The 14,813-nt window shown below is 60.0% G+C and carries 16 protein-coding genes and 1 pseudogene; 6 read left to right on the top strand and 11 right to left on the bottom strand.

Annotated features, from left to right (window positions below):
• The 3 genes from AC1DRP_RS26990 to AC1DRP_RS26980 form a co-directional block, all read right to left on the bottom strand.
• Positions 1–813: hypothetical protein (locus AC1DRP_RS26990; RefSeq protein ID WP_476770066.1), on the bottom strand; the 813-nt coding region annotated here is incomplete at its 3' end.
• Complete coding sequence (locus AC1DRP_RS26985) at positions 755–1,567, bottom strand: hypothetical protein (RefSeq protein ID WP_476770065.1); 813 nt, start codon at positions 1,565–1,567, stop codon at positions 755–757. The genes AC1DRP_RS26985 and AC1DRP_RS26990, both read right to left, overlap by 59 nt.
• Before the next feature lie 32 nt (positions 1,568–1,599).
• Positions 1,600–2,580, bottom strand: coding sequence for a glycosyltransferase family 2 protein (locus AC1DRP_RS26980; protein WP_476770064.1), 981 nt, complete (start codon positions 2,578–2,580; stop codon positions 1,600–1,602).
• A 333-nt stretch (positions 2,581–2,913) separates the two neighbouring features.
• On the opposite strand from AC1DRP_RS26980, the gene AC1DRP_RS26975 reads away from it, so the two are divergent.
• From AC1DRP_RS26975 to AC1DRP_RS26960, 4 genes are all read left to right on the top strand, one after another.
• The gene (locus tag AC1DRP_RS26975; protein ID WP_476770063.1) at positions 2,914–3,615 is read left to right on the top strand and encodes a hypothetical protein; all 702 of its coding nucleotides are present in this window, start codon (positions 2,914–2,916) and stop codon (positions 3,613–3,615) included.
• Positions 3,616–3,846: 231 nt separating this feature from the next.
• The gene (locus AC1DRP_RS26970) at positions 3,847–5,184 is read left to right on the top strand and encodes a class I SAM-dependent methyltransferase (RefSeq protein ID WP_476770062.1); all 1,338 of its coding nucleotides are present in this window, start codon (positions 3,847–3,849) and stop codon (positions 5,182–5,184) included.
• A gap of 7 nt (positions 5,185–5,191) precedes the next feature.
• Positions 5,192–6,130 (top strand): GDP-mannose 4,6-dehydratase, encoded by a 939-nt coding sequence (locus AC1DRP_RS26965; protein WP_476770061.1) that lies wholly within the window; start codon positions 5,192–5,194, stop codon positions 6,128–6,130.
• Positions 6,131–6,193: 63 nt separating this feature from the next.
• Positions 6,194–7,396, top strand: coding sequence for a glycosyltransferase family 9 protein (locus tag AC1DRP_RS26960; protein WP_476770060.1), 1,203 nt, complete (start codon positions 6,194–6,196; stop codon positions 7,394–7,396).
• Positions 7,397–7,415: 19 nt separating this feature from the next.
• Here AC1DRP_RS26960 and AC1DRP_RS26955 read toward each other — a convergent pair whose 3' ends face one another.
• The 5 genes from AC1DRP_RS26955 to AC1DRP_RS26935 form a co-directional block, all read right to left on the bottom strand.
• Entirely contained in the window at positions 7,416–7,802 is a 387-nt protein-coding gene (locus AC1DRP_RS26955; RefSeq protein ID WP_476770059.1) for a DUF6165 family protein, read from the bottom strand.
• A gap of 33 nt (positions 7,803–7,835) precedes the next feature.
• On the bottom strand, positions 7,836–8,951 hold the full coding sequence (locus AC1DRP_RS26950) for an FkbM family methyltransferase (protein WP_476770058.1): 1,116 nt from the start codon (positions 8,949–8,951) through the stop codon (positions 7,836–7,838).
• A 180-nt stretch (positions 8,952–9,131) separates the two neighbouring features.
• Positions 9,132–9,446 carry a hypothetical protein gene (locus AC1DRP_RS26945; RefSeq protein ID WP_476770057.1) on the bottom strand — a complete coding sequence of 105 codons (315 nt, stop codon included), beginning with the start codon at positions 9,444–9,446 and terminating at the stop codon, positions 9,132–9,134.
• 77 nt (positions 9,447–9,523) lie between these two features.
• On the bottom strand, positions 9,524–10,534 hold the full coding sequence (locus AC1DRP_RS26940) for a hypothetical protein (protein ID WP_476770056.1): 1,011 nt from the start codon (positions 10,532–10,534) through the stop codon (positions 9,524–9,526).
• Between the two features lie 173 nt (positions 10,535–10,707).
• The gene (locus tag AC1DRP_RS26935; RefSeq protein WP_476770055.1) at positions 10,708–11,193 is read right to left on the bottom strand and encodes a Wzt carbohydrate-binding domain-containing protein; all 486 of its coding nucleotides are present in this window, start codon (positions 11,191–11,193) and stop codon (positions 10,708–10,710) included.
• Positions 11,194–11,317: 124 nt separating this feature from the next.
• On the opposite strand from AC1DRP_RS26935, the gene AC1DRP_RS26930 reads away from it, so the two are divergent.
• Together AC1DRP_RS26930 and AC1DRP_RS26925 are read left to right on the top strand one after the other, a co-directional pair.
• Complete coding sequence (locus tag AC1DRP_RS26930) at positions 11,318–12,652, top strand: ABC transporter ATP-binding protein (protein WP_476770054.1); 1,335 nt, start codon at positions 11,318–11,320, stop codon at positions 12,650–12,652.
• A gap of 14 nt (positions 12,653–12,666) precedes the next feature.
• Positions 12,667–13,449: an ABC transporter permease gene (locus AC1DRP_RS26925; protein ID WP_476770053.1), complete on the top strand. Its 783-nt coding sequence runs from the start codon at positions 12,667–12,669 to the stop codon at positions 13,447–13,449.
• 38 nt (positions 13,450–13,487) lie between these two features.
• On the opposite strand, the gene AC1DRP_RS26920 is transcribed toward AC1DRP_RS26925, so the two are convergent.
• From AC1DRP_RS26920 to AC1DRP_RS26910, 3 genes and pseudogenes are all read right to left on the bottom strand, one after another.
• Positions 13,488–14,081 (bottom strand): class I SAM-dependent methyltransferase, encoded by a 594-nt coding sequence (locus AC1DRP_RS26920; protein ID WP_476770052.1) that lies wholly within the window; start codon positions 14,079–14,081, stop codon positions 13,488–13,490.
• A 98-nt stretch (positions 14,082–14,179) separates the two neighbouring features.
• Positions 14,180–14,632, bottom strand: coding sequence for a GtrA family protein (locus AC1DRP_RS26915; protein ID WP_476770051.1), 453 nt, complete (start codon positions 14,630–14,632; stop codon positions 14,180–14,182).
• Between the two features lie 17 nt (positions 14,633–14,649).
• A pseudogene (locus AC1DRP_RS26910) lies at positions 14,650–14,813 on the bottom strand (glycosyl transferase); the annotation flags it as partial.

The following is a 14,813-nucleotide window of genomic DNA, read 5'->3' as shown; positions in this document are numbered from 1 at the left end:
ATTAAAGGCCATGAAAAGCCAATTCGGCTGGCCCCAATTTATCAAGTAATGCGTCAAGCCATCTTTAGCCTGAGCAATCTCATCCGTTACTGACTTATCAATTGCTAATCCAGGTGAAAGAGGGAAGCTCGCACCTTGTACAAAGACAGCCAGCGAAGATCGGTAGGCATTATAAACCATAATATTGCAGGCAGTGATAAGATGCGTCACCCCTACAATGGTTATTGAAAAATTTCGCGCAGCCGACCAAAAACGCGACCCAATACGTGCAAAGGCAAAAACCCAGGCAGGCGATGCCACGATGGCTGCATAGGACAAATAGACGGGAATGCCATCGACGTACTTCGTCATCGACGCCCACGTCACGAACCAGGCGAACATGGACAGAGCAACCCACAGCCCCCAGGCAGGGGCCTCGCGCCGATGCGTCAACAGCCAGGCGAGAGCAACCAGAGCGACGAGCCAGCTAAATCCCAGATAAACGGTGTGTTCGTTGAACAACACCGCCACTCCGCCTATCACTCCTGTGAAGCGATACCCGACCGACATGTAGGCAGGGCCGTTGTTCACCCAACCGAACAGCGGAGCGATGGCAGCGTTGAAGCTGCTATAAAGCGTTTCCCTTCCTCCTCCCAGCGCCTTCGTGGGCAGCAGATCAGGCAGGGGAGCAAGGATGACCTGGGCCGAGTATAGAACCGTGGTCTGGAGGCTGACGGCCCAATCCCATGGCGTATTGAGCACCTGTCGCGCAAAACTAAACTCGGTGATCTGCCCGGTTGCGCGCAAATTGAGGATCATGAAGCTGGCGACCATGACAACCGCAAGCGTCACGCACATTAGCGCAACCACCGCGCCCTTGAACGACCAGAGCGGGCGCATGACGGCAAACACTTTGCGCCAATGCCAGGTAGCGGCAATCAGGACGGCAATGAGAGACCCGGGGAGCACCGAAATGACGTGCGAACGAATAAGTGGCGACGGCGGTCATGAGCCAAGCGATGACCGTGGGCAGGTTGAACCAAAGAGGACCAAACTCGTAGAGCGCGAGCGGCCAGTACAGCAGCACGGCGTTGAGAGGATAGTATAGCACTCGCGGGTCAGTGCCGACACCAAAATGCTCAAGAGAACCTTTGGCAAGATACCAGAATATGCGCGGGAATCGATAGACTACCGTATCTGGATTATTGGCAAGATGCGTAGCGGCAACCAACAGAGTCAGACCGGCAAAAATACCTGCGGTCAGCAATAGGAAGCCAAGCAACCATTTCTCGAACGGGACAGACAGCCAACCAATAGCGTCAGTCCGCGGGAATGGCGCCCGTGGCTTCGCAGACCTCAATGCAAGAAAAAGCAGCAGACAAAGCCACAGCGACGTCAGAGCATAAAGCCACGTCACATTTAGCTTCGTAAACAGTGACAGAATGTGCCCCGTTACGACAAGGTTGCTCCAGATTGCGATGAACACCGCCACCACAGTGGTAGTGAACGGAAGCCGTAGCGTATGAAAACCATACGTCGTCAGKGCGGCGAGCGCCACGATATGAAAAGTGCCTAGTAGAGGTAGCATGAACCGGGCTCCGGGACGACGTGTGGTCCGTATCAGGCCACTGACGGACGTGTCCAGTGAACACCCGTGGAGTACTCGGCGAGCAACCGCCGAGCCTCCGGGATAAACGGATTCTCGCCGAACTTCGTCTTCTGCTGTTCGTGGATACGGCTGGCAGCGAGGAAGTCGGGGATATGTGCCACCGTGGCGCCGGCTGCCGCCATCCGGATCCAAAGATCATAGTCGAGGACGTAGTACAGATCGAGCCTCAGGCCGCCGCCGCTGCGGAGCCAGAGATCGCGGCTGAAGAAAACCTCCGGCTGATAGAAGAACGCTCCGCCCTGCCAACGATTGTCGAAATCCAGAAGCTCCTCCAGGGGCAGCGCGATCTTCTGACCGAAGGGTAGATGGTTGTGATGGGCGACGACGACATCCCGACCGTTCTGCTGCACCTGCTTGCAGCCGCCCACGACCATATCCGAGCCGTAATGTCGAAATGCCCTTCCCACCTTGGCGAGGGCGCCCGGCAACAGCAGGTCGTCGCTATTGAGCCAGCTCAGGACCTCGCCCGTCGCACGGTCGAAGCCCTTGTTCAGGCCATCCGATTGCCCGCGGTCACGTTCGATGACGACCTTGTCAAGGCGATCACGGTACCGCTCGATGATCTCGGCACTTCCGTCGGTCGACCCGCCATCGATCAAGATGAACTCGAGGTTCGGGTAGCCCTGATCAAGGATAGACCGGATTCCCTCCTCGAGAAAATCAGCCTGGTTGAAGCTCACCATGATCATCGAGATCTTGGGCCAGCTGAATCCGTTCAGCTCTGCATCCTTCGTGACCTCGTCGGATGGCGCGCGCAACACGGATGGCGCAGCGCGATAATATGCGAGCTGACCTTCGACCGCATCGGGCTGGCCCAGTTCGGCCGGCAGCGGATCCTGGCCGGACCTGCGGACGAGCAAAAGCGCCTGTTCGGGAAGAAGTCGCCCGCGCAACAGATTGAGGGCGACGCCACGATCGTCGAGATCGACCATGAAGGTCTTGATATTGGAGGCCTCGTCGGGTGCGTGCAGCGCGAGCCAACCGGCCAGGCTGTCAGCCTCTGGTCGGCTGAGAGCAGTGCTGGACTCATCGGCCGGCGCCACAGGAGGCTTCAGTCGGATGGAGCCGATCTTCTTCTGGTTCGATACAGCTTCGATATCGTTGGCCACCTGCCCGGCGGACGCGATGGCGACCGGCCCGAAGACCGCAGCCCCTGAAGCCATTTGCATGACAGGCCCCATGACAGCCGGGCGGCGCCGCCTGAACGAGCCGCGGGCCGCTCGGACCTGGGAAAGCACGGACGCCGCTGCGTTGAGGGTACCGGTGTGGCGAAGCAGGCTGACGAGCCTGCCCTTCAGGCTGACGGCATAGCTCAGCCGATCGAGCGAGTTGACCAACTGGGTGCTCTGCAGGGAGAGACGATCGAGCCGCTCGACCATGCGACTCTCGAGTTCTCCCAGGGCCGACCTCAAGTCGTCCTGCAACAGCGCTGGCTCGGGACGCGGTGGCCGCACGGCAGCGGGCATTGCAGTGATCTGGCCCTTAACCGCGACCGCCAGAGCGCCGGAGGCCGAGATTGGTGCGAGCGCAAATCCATGTCGAGCAAGCTCGTCCTCGGTGATATCGCCCCTGCCAAAGACAAGGACGCCATTCTTCGCCACCGCGCCAAGCGCAACTCCGAGATCCGAGGGCGGCAATGGTCCGCTCACGACGCAAGCCGCGACGTCGACCGCATCCTCGCCTTGGCCAAGAACGGCATAACCGACGGCTTGAAGAAGCGGCATCATGTGTCCGCCCTGGTCAAGCACCAGAATGCGGGCTGGGGGCGAGCAGTGCGCATAGAGCAGAACCGCGGCCTGGAACGCCGCCCCTTCCATCGGCGACACCGCGTCAGACATGATCACCATCTACGTTTCCTGCTTGTCCTTATCGCCGACCTCCCCGATACGCCCGCAGCCATCACGCCGCCAGGCACCGCCCCGAAGGACTATCGGTTCGGGAGATCGTCAGGGTCTTGTCCAATATGACGGGATTTGGCCGAAAGCAGCATGGCCGCCGCATCATCTCGGCCCACTGTCAACCCCAATGCCTGGAGCAAGTCAATCCCGATCGGACCCGACTTTCCCCGGTGGGGTTGGATCGATTTGCCACAATTCAGCCCGTGGGATAGGCAACGCGCACGAAGGTTCGGGTCGCGCCAGTACGCTCGGCAAGCGTGACAGCATGTGTCACCGGCGCATCGCCGATAGGAGGTTGAATTGCATCCACGCTATCGTCAGACCTGCCGCGTTTGCGGCTCGGCTCACCTGTCCCCCGTCATCGATCTCGGCGCACAATATCTGCAGGGGTCCTTCGTCAAACCCGGCACCTTGATGCCGCCTATCCGCAAGTTGCCCACGCAACTCGTCCGCTGCGACGTTACGCGCAACGAGAATGGCTGCGGCCTGTTGCAGCTCGCCCATTCCTTCCCGCCCGAAATCCTCTACGCGAACTATTGGTACCGTTCTGGCACGAACCAGACCATGCGCGACCATCTCGCAGGCATCGTGGCCAGTGCCCGCAAGATCGTGCCGGAGGATACGGCGACAGTTCTCGACATCGGGTGCAATGACGGCACCTTGCTCAACGTGTTTCCTGCCAGCATCAGAAAATTCGGCGTCGACCCCTCGGACATCGCCAACGAGATCAGCAGCGACGTCACCGTCATCAACACGGTATTCCCTTCGGAACAGGCCACAGCCGCCATCCCGGCAGGCAAGGTCGATATCGTGACCTCGATCGCGATGTACTATGATCTGGAAGATCCGGTCAGCTTCGCCAGAGGTGTCCAGCGTCTTCTCTCGCCCAACGGCATCTGGATCTTCGAGATGTCCTACCTGCCACTGATGCTGCTGCAGAACTCGTTTGACACGATCTGCCACGAGCATCTCGAGTATTACAGCCTGGCTGTCCTTGAGTGGATCGCTGCCCAGGCCGATCTTCGCCTGTTCAAGGTCGAGCTCAATGACAGCAACGGCGGCAGCATTCGTTGCTACGCCTGCCAGGCGACGAACAGCAGCCACGGCTCGCCGGAGGATCGCGCTCATCTGCACAGGGTGCGGATCAAAGAGTTCGAGATGGAGCTGGATACCGACCAGCCCTATATCGAGTTCCAGCGCCGCATCGAAACCCTCAAGAGGCAGTTGAACACGCTGCTGTTCGACATCCGCGCCAGGGGCGAGCGCATCCACATCTACGGCGCATCGACCAAGGGCAATGTCCTGCTGCAATGGTACGGCATCAACCGCGTCATGGTCGATTGCGCCGCGGACCGTAACCCGCAGAAGGTTGGTGCCAAAACGCTGGGAACCGATATCCCGATCATCTCCGAGGCAGAATCCCGCGCATCCGAGCCGGACTATTATCTCGTCTTGCCCTGGCACTTCCGGGCGGAGTTTCTTCGGCGTGAGCGCGACGCCATATTGGCCGGCACGAAGATGATTTTCCCCCTGCCGCATATCGAAATCGTCTCGGCGGAGAATTACGACGAGGCTGTGGAGCGATCGAACGACCAGATCGCCTATCTCGACGCCCTGCACCCGGGCACGCAGGGTTGAGTTCGCAATGAGCGTGGTACTTGTCCTCGGCGTCAACGGTCAGGATGGGAGCTATCTGGCTGATGCTTTCTTGCGCCGGGGGCACACAGTCGTGGGAATCGGCCGCGATGCCGCGTCACGGCGCGCATTTCCAGCGGACCGGTTTCGCTATGTCGCGCTTGATCTCACCAACGCAGAGGCGCTTGCGACGCTGCTMGATGAGGTGAGGCCCGATGTCGCCTGCCATTTTGCGGCAGTCCATGGCGCGATCGGTGCCGGGTTCTCCTATGAACCCGTCTGGCGCGAACTGATGCAGGTCAACGTCTTTGCGCTTCATGCGCTGCTTGAACACGCCCGCGTCAGCTCTCCCGGCATGCGAATATTCTATGCTGGCTCAGCCAAGGTGTTCGCGGAGCCATGGGCGGGTATCCTCGACGAATCAAGCCCAATGCGCTCGACCTGCCTTTATGGCGTCAGCAAGCTCGCAGCGCGCGACCTCATGGCAGAATATGCACGCCGCCACGCGGTTTCGAGCACCAATCTCGTCCTGTTCAACCACGATTCACCGCGTCGGCCGCAGCAGTTCTTCCTTCCTACGATCGCGGCGGCGCTGCGTTCCGCCAATAAGGGCGAACGCCAGCCCACCCGTATCAATACGCTCGACTTCAGGCTTGACTGGAGCTCCGCCGACGAGATCATGGATATCGTCGCAGACCTCGCCTTTGCCCCGCCGGTCAGCGAACTCCTCGTCGCATCGGGGCGCACGGTACTGGCGCGCGAGGCCGTCACTGAGGCGTTTCGCCGGCACGGACACGACATCGCGGACCATATCGTGGAATCGAGTCCGCGCCGGGATCCCGGCCCTGATTTCCAGGTCGATATTTCGATCTTGGCCGCGGTGGCGGGACGACGGCCGCAAAAGACAATCCAGGACATCATCGACGCGATCGCCTTCGGCGAAGCATGAGCTGCTTGCGCCGGCCAGAACCTGCCTGCATGAACGGCCAGAAACTAGGGACAAGAAACGGTCATGGATCGCATTCTGTTGGGGCAGCTGGGTGCGGGAGGCGATTGCCTCTACGCAACGATATTGGCGCGCCAGCTCCGTGCGGATTTCCCGGAGGCGGAAATCTGCTGGGCCGTCTCGACCCAGTGCAAGGGCCTGCTGGTCAACAACCCTGACATCGATGCCGTATGGGAAATTCCCGTTGCCGACTGGAGCTATCATGAGATGGCCTGGCGGGTGTTCGAGCGTGAGGCGTACCGCCAGTACCAGCAACGCAATTTCGGCCTGATTCTGCTCTCGCAGATTTGGCCGAACAACTTCCAGAACTACGACGGAACTGTGCGTTCGTCGCTGTTGCGCGCATATGGCCGGCCCATTACCGTGCCGATCGAGAATGTCATTTGCCTGACGGACGAGGAAATCGCCCGGGTCGAAGACTTTGCCCGTGAAAACCGGCTTCCGGACACCGAGCACACCATTCTGTTCGAATGCTCGTCGAAGAGCGGACAATCCTCCGTGACCCCTGAGAGCGCGCAGGACATCGCTGCGGAGATTTATGCGCTACTCCCGCACTCTCGCGTCATCTTCTCCACGCACCTGCCGATGGAGCTTCGAGATGAGCGTTCGCTCTATGCAGGCACCTTGAGTCTGCGGGAAGTCTCGCACCTGACCCATCACGTCTCGCTCTTCGTCGGAACAGGCAGCGGTGGGACGGTCGCCGCCTCATCAACCGCGGCCCGCATTCTGCCCATGGTCCAGGTCCTGAAGGCCTCGACCTCGGTCTTTGCCTCGTTCGCTCATGACTTCGAGTATTTTGACCTGCATGAGCGTCAGGTTCTGGAACTTACCGACGAGGATCCGAAGCTCCTCGCCCGCGCGATCGCGAGTGCTTGCACATCCGGCGTCGCCAAAGCCCGGGCCGAGTATGGCACGCCCGTCCAGGTCGAGTTCACACACTATCTGAACACCATTGAGACCTATCTCATGAGATTCTTCAGATTCCTGGATGCCGCTCGCTCGTTGCAGATTACGGCACGGCGCTACGGTTGGAGCCCACAGCTTCTGGCATTCGCGAAAGAGCGAGTCTCACCGCGTCTCGAACAGGATCCTTCCTGGTATTTCCAACCCAACCGGCATAAGGGGGCAGCCTTCAGAGCAGAAATAGCCGCTCCTGCCCCTCCCCCCGCCACTCAGCGCCTTTGGTCGGAACCGGCGGACTCTGCGTGATGCCGCCGCGGGCTGCCGCTCAATACGCCGAGTAGCTCTTTTCTTCGACGATAAAGCTGCCCAGCACGTCGTTGATCTGGCGTTTGATCGCCGCGCGTTCGTCATTGGTCCGATAGACCGAGCGCGCAGTCTCCACAAAGGCCGGGCCGAAGTCCTTGGCGCGCTCAAGATCGCGAATGTTGTCCTCGATTTCCCAGATCCGGCTGTTGACGTCCTTGAGGCGCATCGCCAGGGTCGGCAAAGTCGAATTCAAGGCCAGAAGAGCCTGATAATCGCCAAGCAGCGTCTCGAATTCCCGTTGGATATTGGCGAGCTTGCTGGAATCGGCAATCCGTTCCAGCTTGATTTCGAGGATCGTGACCTTGTCGATCAACTCACCGGGGGCCACCGCGATCACTACTTGCATTTCTTCCATTCCGCAGCCGGTTGCGAGAACTGATCAAGCCGCGCCGATGGCGTTCGACTTCAGCATTACATCGGCGTAGATCGCCGCAGGCGCATGCCCCTCGACAGGAGGCAGGAGATTCAGGAACTCCGCGGCGATATCGTACATGCGGTAGTTGGCGTGAGCGATCAGCGCGGCCTTTGCCGTCTTCTGTACGCCGCGTTCCCTCAAGCTCGCCGGGCTTCTGAAGTAGATTGCCTCGCCCCACAGCAGTCGTGACTGCGCGATAGGGCGCGGCAAGCCGCGAGCAGTGGCGTATCCAGCACTGACGATATCGATCATCTCGAAGCCCGCGGCACGCAAATGCGCGTCCACCTCGCCAAAAAGTGGCTGGTCCTTGTAGACATGCGAAAACTCCACTTCGCAATGCACCACGATGGCCTTGTCCAGAGCAGCGGGAGCCCCCTTGAGCACGTCGAGTTCGCCGCCCTGCACGTCGATCTTCAGGAAATCGCAATCGGTGATCTCGGCGACGTCATCCAGTCGGGTCGTCAAGACCGAGGATTCATGGACAGTCCGGCACATCTCGGAGAGGGACTCGAAGCGGTCGAGGAGCTCGTAATTCGTCGCGAAGAGCGATGACGTAGCGTCAAATTTGTTGACATGAAAGGTGCGCTGACTGCCGTCTCCGACGAAATAGTTCAACATCTTGACGTCGTTCTCGTTGCGGGCGCGTTTCTCCGCAGCGGCTTCGAGAGGCTCAAAGCCGATCACGTCGGCAAGCCGGAGATCGACGAGAGGCTGATAGGCGTGTTGTTCCGTCGTCAGTTCCTGGGCGCCGATATCGACGACCACAATGCGCGGCAATGATTTGCCCGGCAGCACATCCGCAGGGAACGGTGCCGGCTTGCCGAGTTCAGCCCCATGAACTTTGAGACCTCCTGCCCGCTCGGCCACCTGCAATCGAATCGCAAGTGCATTGCGCTCATTCAGAAGCGCGTCGCGCTCACTTGCTGCCAGATGATAGTGGTGCTTGAAATGCTCGAGCTCGCGCTGGACAAGGTCAGCAACTTCGCGGGCAGGCGGGGCCGAGCCACCTGGTGCCACTTCCGCGCTACTCGACGGATGTCGCAACCACGCAGCAAGCATCTGTTTGATACCCAAATCCACACCCCTGTTCCCTCAGCCTTGAAGACCATGGCCGGACCATTTCCGTTAACATGCGGTCGCAGGCTTTGCAGATCGCACGCGAAGGCACAAAATCGCTGGTCGCGCTGCCTTCTATATCCGATGCTGGCGCGTCGGCAATCGTTCGCAGCACGATTTGGAAGGCCGAACCGCAGCGACAGCTCAGGCATTCTCTTTCGGAGTTGGCTTGCCCCTAGCCTCTGCAGGAGGCTTGCCGCATGACGTCTCCAGCACGRCCAACCGCGACGCAAGACTGTCATAGAGACCAGACAACCGCTCGATCTCGAGCATCTGGGAATGCACCCGCATCGAAACCGTCTCAGTCAAGGCGGTCTCGAACTTCACCATCGCAGCCGAGCAATCCGATAGCTGCCGTCGCAGTTCAGCAAGCTGCGCATCATGGGCGTCGATTGACCTGATTAGGCTTCGGATTAACGGCAGACGCAGCAGGGCTGGGGTAAGCACTTTGATCATCATTGAATGTCCAAGATGGATGGCGACCGGCAATCTGACCTGCCGGTAGGCCCCGTGCCGTGCAGGATGCGCCGATCACGCTATTGCATTGCCGCGAGCCAAGCCTGCGAATAAGGCTCCGCGATTTCTCCGAGGATGATCGTCTCGCCAGTGACAACATCGATCACGGGCATGTCCGCGATGATGGCCAATCGCTCCAGCCCGCTGGCGAAAGAAAGCGCTCCCTGCTGGTCGCGGCTGTCGCGATGGCGGGCTGGCCAGACCTTTATCTCTCCCAAAAGATCGAGCACGGGTCCCGCCAAATCATCCCTGACGAAAAAGGCATTGATTCCATGGCTGTTGGTTCCGATGAGACGGTAGCCCTTCTGGCGCGCGCAATACTCCAGCGCCTTGATGGAGGCGCCGAAGTAAAGCCCGCTCGCATGGCGCTCGAAGCGTGTTGCGAAAGGCTCATAAGGCACACTCACAGCGCGGGTATCGCCGAGGATCGGGTTACATTCACAAATGACGAGCGCGGGATTGACCGACGTGATGGCCTGCCAAACCCAATAGTCATTTCCATCGATATCAACCGACAGAATTCCCAACTCCCCCTCGAAGCCGGCCTCCGCGATCAGCTCGTCGATATTCTCGCGCGTCACGAAGGCAGCTTTTGCCGTAAGGTCATGCCGCCAAAACCATGACTGAGTGCGCAGCGACGACATATTCTCCGTGCTGCCATCGATAACGAGACCCTTCCAGTTACGATTATGCAACAAGAAGCGGCAGTTCGCCTCCCGGAATGTCTCGACGCCAAACTCGATGAAACGCGTGTTGGGCATATCGATATGGCGGCACAACCACTCGACGATGCCGTCCTCGCCCCATTGCGAATAGACCCGGAATTCGACCTCGCTCAGATCGCGGATGCGCCTTCCCATCGGCAAGGCCATCGCCGCCACACGCCCTTGAAGCTGAAGCGAGCGCTCGGCGAAATCGGCGAGCACAAGTGACGTCATCCGGGTTTCGCCTGTCACCTCCACGATTCGTTGTTCGGACAACGCGAGGCGGTGTTTGGCGGAGGCCATCCAGCGGGCGATAGGCAACTTCACAAGAACCTCGAGGGGTCGAACATCACAGTCAGTACCCGCGAATCTGCTATGATCTGAGGTTGCGCCGACACTCGGGCAGTACCCCGGAAGAAGTGCACTGAGAACGACGTTTCGCTAGCATCTGAGCGTCGCGCTTGGCAAGCAAGTGACTGCCGCAGACGACAGCCGAATGATCAGACGAAACGATAGCCCGCCGTCACTGGCAGGCGACCGACTCCGTCGAATTCGCTTGAGGCGGCGCTGGGCCCAACCTCGATCCGAGCGATCCGCTCCCGGGTATCGTGGTGGACGCCGCTGTCACCCGAGCCGGCCTTCTCGTTATCTGCAGCAATCACCGTCAATCCGTAAGAGCCCGGCGAAAGCGCCATCTCGATCTTGAACACTGCCTCACACGTTTCCCCTGGCGCGAGGTCGGCCAGCATGACGCCATGGTTCAGCACGCCCTCCGAGTAGAGGAGATTTCCGCTGAGCGCGATAAGTGCAAATCCGAGATTGGGACGCTTCACATGTCCGTTTGCCCTCGCCACGACCTTCAGAACCAAGGAATCGCCGCAAGCGCAGGCTTGCACATCCACACCTTTGTCGTCGCGAAGGCGAACTTCGGTGAGGGTGAGCCCCTGCGAACCAAAGCCGTCGACGCCGTTGATCAAATTGGCCATTCTGGACAAACCTTACGAAATGGGCTGGGTCGGATTTGGGGACTGTCGCAGCAGCGGTGCTTGCCCCTCGACGGTATAGCTCCTAATAGACGCGCTTCCTGGCGAATTCCAGCTGATCGAAACGATGAACGCGCCCGCATTGCTGAACGCATCCCAATCGAGCGATCCGGCGATCCGCGTTGACCGTCTCTCGAAGAGCTTCAAGGTCTATCAGAAGCCGATGGGCCGTATCGCGGACTATATCTGGCCCAAGCCCGGCCGCTATGACGAGGTCACGGCCCTCGACGACATCAGCTTCAGCGTTTCTCGAGGCGAGTGCTTCGGCATCGTCGGCATCAACGGGTCGGGCAAGAGCACCCTCCTCAAGCTGATTACCGGAACTCTTCTGCCGACCAGCGGAACCATTGCAGTCAACGGCCGTGTGCTCGCATTGCTTGAGCTCGGCGGAGGGATCAATCCCGAGCTCACCGGGCGCCAGAATGTAATCGTCAGCGCCGCGATGCTGGGCTTCCCTGAGGACTACGCCGCGTCCCGCATGGGCGAGATCGAGGCCTTTGCAGATATAGGGGCCTTTTTTGACAGGCCGATGAGAATATACTCCTCCGGCATGTATGTCCGGCTGGCTTTCTCGATCTATCTGTTCATGGATCCGGAAATCCTGATCGTGGACGAAGCTCTGAGCGTTGGCGACATCTTCTTCCAGCAGAAATGCTACGAGGCGCTGCGCAAGATCATGCAAGCAGGCACGACGGTACTCTTTGTCTCGCATGATACCGGTGCGGTGCAGAAACTCTGCCAGCGAGCGCTTCTGCTCGATCACGGGCGCGTCGAATTCATCGGGCTTCCCGACAATACGATCAACCGCTACTATACCAAACTCGGACACAAGACCGAGGCGGCCCGCAAGGACGCGGAGAATGGCGCAGCGGCGGACGACATCGCTGCTCTGCCGGATGCGGACGCCGACGAGGTTCTTCGCGGCAATATCCTCAATTCCGGAGCCATCCTATCCGCGGGAGGGGAATTGGCCCTCACCGCCGTGCGGTCCTGCGCCCCTGGTGGGGGCCCGTTCGTCTCGCAACGCCAGGGCACGGAGCTCGTCCTTGACCTCGTCGTCGAGGCCCTGAAGCCCTTGGCCGAAGGCGATATCTCTTTTTCGCTCCATGACCGCTTCGGCGAACTGGTGTTCAGCACCTCCAGCGCTCGCCTTGGCAAGCCAATCGGCAAGATGGAGCAAGGACAGCGCGCGATCGTTCGTTTCGTCGTGGAGTGTTTGGTCCCCGTTGGTGAATACACCTACAGGATCGGGCTGACGACGGGCAGCGACGTCGTACCTTCGCAGACCGAGATGCTTGGACCGATCCTGATCACCTGGGACAAGCCGACGAGCCGCTTCTACGGCCAGATCGGCCTTCCCAGCCAGCTCTTGAGCGCGACGCCGCAGCGAAGCGGACAGTGACCGGGACGACAGATATGATCCGCGATCTACTGCAGCATCACCGCTTCGTCTTCGCTAATGCGTGGACCGAAACGCGGTATCGCTACGCCGGCACTGCGATGGGAGCGTTCTGGCACATTGTCCAGCCACTGATGCTGATCGTGCTCTTCGCCTTCATCTTCGCTGGAATTTTCCCGACGCGCCCGGGCGCAGGCGGCAGGGTGAGTTCGCTGGTCTTCATCATGTCGGGCATGCTGCCATGGCTGGCGTTCGCCGACTGCCTGAGCCGCTGCACGACATCACTGACGGATAACGCCCATTATCTTCGGAAGATCGCTCTGCCGGAAATCCTGTTCGTGGCGCGCACCGGGGTGGTTGCCGCGATCATGATGACGCTGTCACTGGCGCTCACCGCCGCGACGGCGCTGCTATCGGGCGTCGTGCCGAACTGGTCCTGGCTGACGATCCCGCTCGCCGGCTTGCTGATGGTCGGCTTTGGCTTCGGCCTTGGCCTGATCCTGTCTCCAATCCACGTGTTCTTGCGCGACACCGGCCAGGCCGTCAGCGTGTTCACGCAATTCTGGATGTGGCTGACGCCAATCGTCATGACCGAGGAATTGCTTCCCGCGGTGTTGCGCCAGTTTCAGATCGTCAACCCGGCCTACTGGTTCGTACGCGCCATCCGGCAACCGCTGATTGCAGGCGAAGCTGCGGATGCGACCACGTGGATCGTGATGGTCGCGCTGACAGTCGTCAGCATCGCGCTGGGGCGACGTCTGCTCGGCCGCGTGCGATCAGACGTCCGCGACATGGTGTGACCTCCCCGCGCGAAGCAATATCTCAGCCTCGGTTGGCGCTAGCGCAGGATCACAGCCACGTTGGAGCTCATGGGGCCCAGCGGGAGTCCTGTCATCACGAATTGTGGCGCCCGGTTGCCCGGCCATTCGCGTGCGATCAGGCTTCTGTCCAGAAAATCCATGTTGGCGGGGTTGATCCAGTGGTCATATTTCGTCCCCGCAAGCAATTTCCGGAATAGCCCCGGAGCGTAGTGCAGCAAAGGCAGGCTGGTATGGTGCTCGACCGGGAACCAGCGGTTCGGAAAGGTTATGAATACCGCGGAGGCAACCCTGAGGTGCTCGGCGATGAAGGCCTTGCGCTGCTCCGAACCACCAACATGCTCTATGACCGCATTCGAGCAGGCAATGTCGAAGCTCTTGTCCGCGAAGGGCAGGCGCTCACCCGGYACGATCTGCTGAAAGGCGACCTTCGGATATGCGGCCACAACAGCCTCGCCGTTGCCAATGCCGGCGCAGGTGATCTGTTCGGGCCACGGATAGTGCTTCTCAAGGAAATTGGCGCCGTCGTTCTCGTCGTCGGAGACTCCGATATCCAGAACACGCGTCTGTGCCGTCGGAGCCAGCTCGCGCATGAACAGGTCGAACATCGACATGCGAGCCTTCTTGAGAAGGTTCATGGCGAAGGATTTGTCGACGCCGTCGCGATAGTAGATCGAGTCGATATTCGCGTCGTTTCCGTCTGATTGATTCACTAAGAGCTCTCCGGCGGCTTTGGATTCAGGGCGACCGGCCGGGCCCGACCGTGGAAGACGAACTTGTCGTAAAGAAAGAAGTTCACGACCAGCCCAACCGCAGCTCCCGCCAGATATGAAGGGATATGGGCAAACGCCGCATCGTAAGGCGCAATCACTGACAGCGCCACCAGGTTGGAACTTGCGCCTGCTGCGCTCGCTCCGAGATAGCGCAGGAATTCTACCGGCGCAGGGTCAGCCCTGCCAGCAGAGAACGTGACCCGGCGGTTCAGGAGCCACGTCACCAGCAATGCGATGAACGATGCAGCGATTCTGGACCAGACATAGTGTACCCCGAGCCCGGACACGAGGGCGAAGAACGCCAGCGCATCGACGAGGAAGCCGACAGCTCCAACTCCCAGGAAGCGCCGAAACGTCTGCAGCAGGGCGGAAGCTCGCGAATGCGGCGCCATGTCTTGTCCGTCTCGAACTAGGCTCGGCTGATCGCCGGGAATCCGAGATAGGCAAGGCGCTTCAACTCACGGCGGCCGCGCGTGACAGTGTCGAGAATGAAGCCGCAGGATAGCGACAGCAGTGACGACAACATCAGCCCGACAGCCAGCACCGCCGTCGGCAGCCGCGGCACGAATCCAC

The organism is Allobosea sp. 01N443 (assembly GCF_056399325.1).
This window is presented reverse-complemented; position numbering and strand designations above follow the sequence as displayed.

Bases quoted from the DNA above. Each gene is read 5' to 3' on its own strand.
- AC1DRP_RS26925 (WP_476770053.1), top strand. From the start codon at position 12,667: ATGATCCGCGATCTACTGCAGCATCACCGCTTCGTCTTCGCTAATGCG.
- AC1DRP_RS26935 (WP_476770055.1), bottom strand. From the start codon at position 11,193: ATGGCCAATTTGATCAACGGCGTCGACGGCTTTGGTTCGCAGGGGCTC.
- AC1DRP_RS26960 (WP_476770060.1), top strand. From the start codon at position 6,194: ATGGATCGCATTCTGTTGGGGCAGCTGGGTGCGGGAGGCGATTGCCTC.
- AC1DRP_RS26955 (WP_476770059.1), bottom strand. From the start codon at position 7,802: ATGCAAGTAGTGATCGCGGTGGCCCCCGGTGAGTTGATCGACAAGGTC.
- AC1DRP_RS26915 (WP_476770051.1), bottom strand. From the start codon at position 14,632: ATGGCGCCGCATTCGCGAGCTTCCGCCCTGCTGCAGACGTTTCGGCGC.
- AC1DRP_RS26980 (WP_476770064.1), bottom strand. From the start codon at position 2,580: ATGGTCGATCTCGACGATCGTGGCGTCGCCCTCAATCTGTTGCGCGGG.
- AC1DRP_RS26930 (WP_476770054.1), top strand. From the start codon at position 11,318: ATGAACGCGCCCGCATTGCTGAACGCATCCCAATCGAGCGATCCGGCG.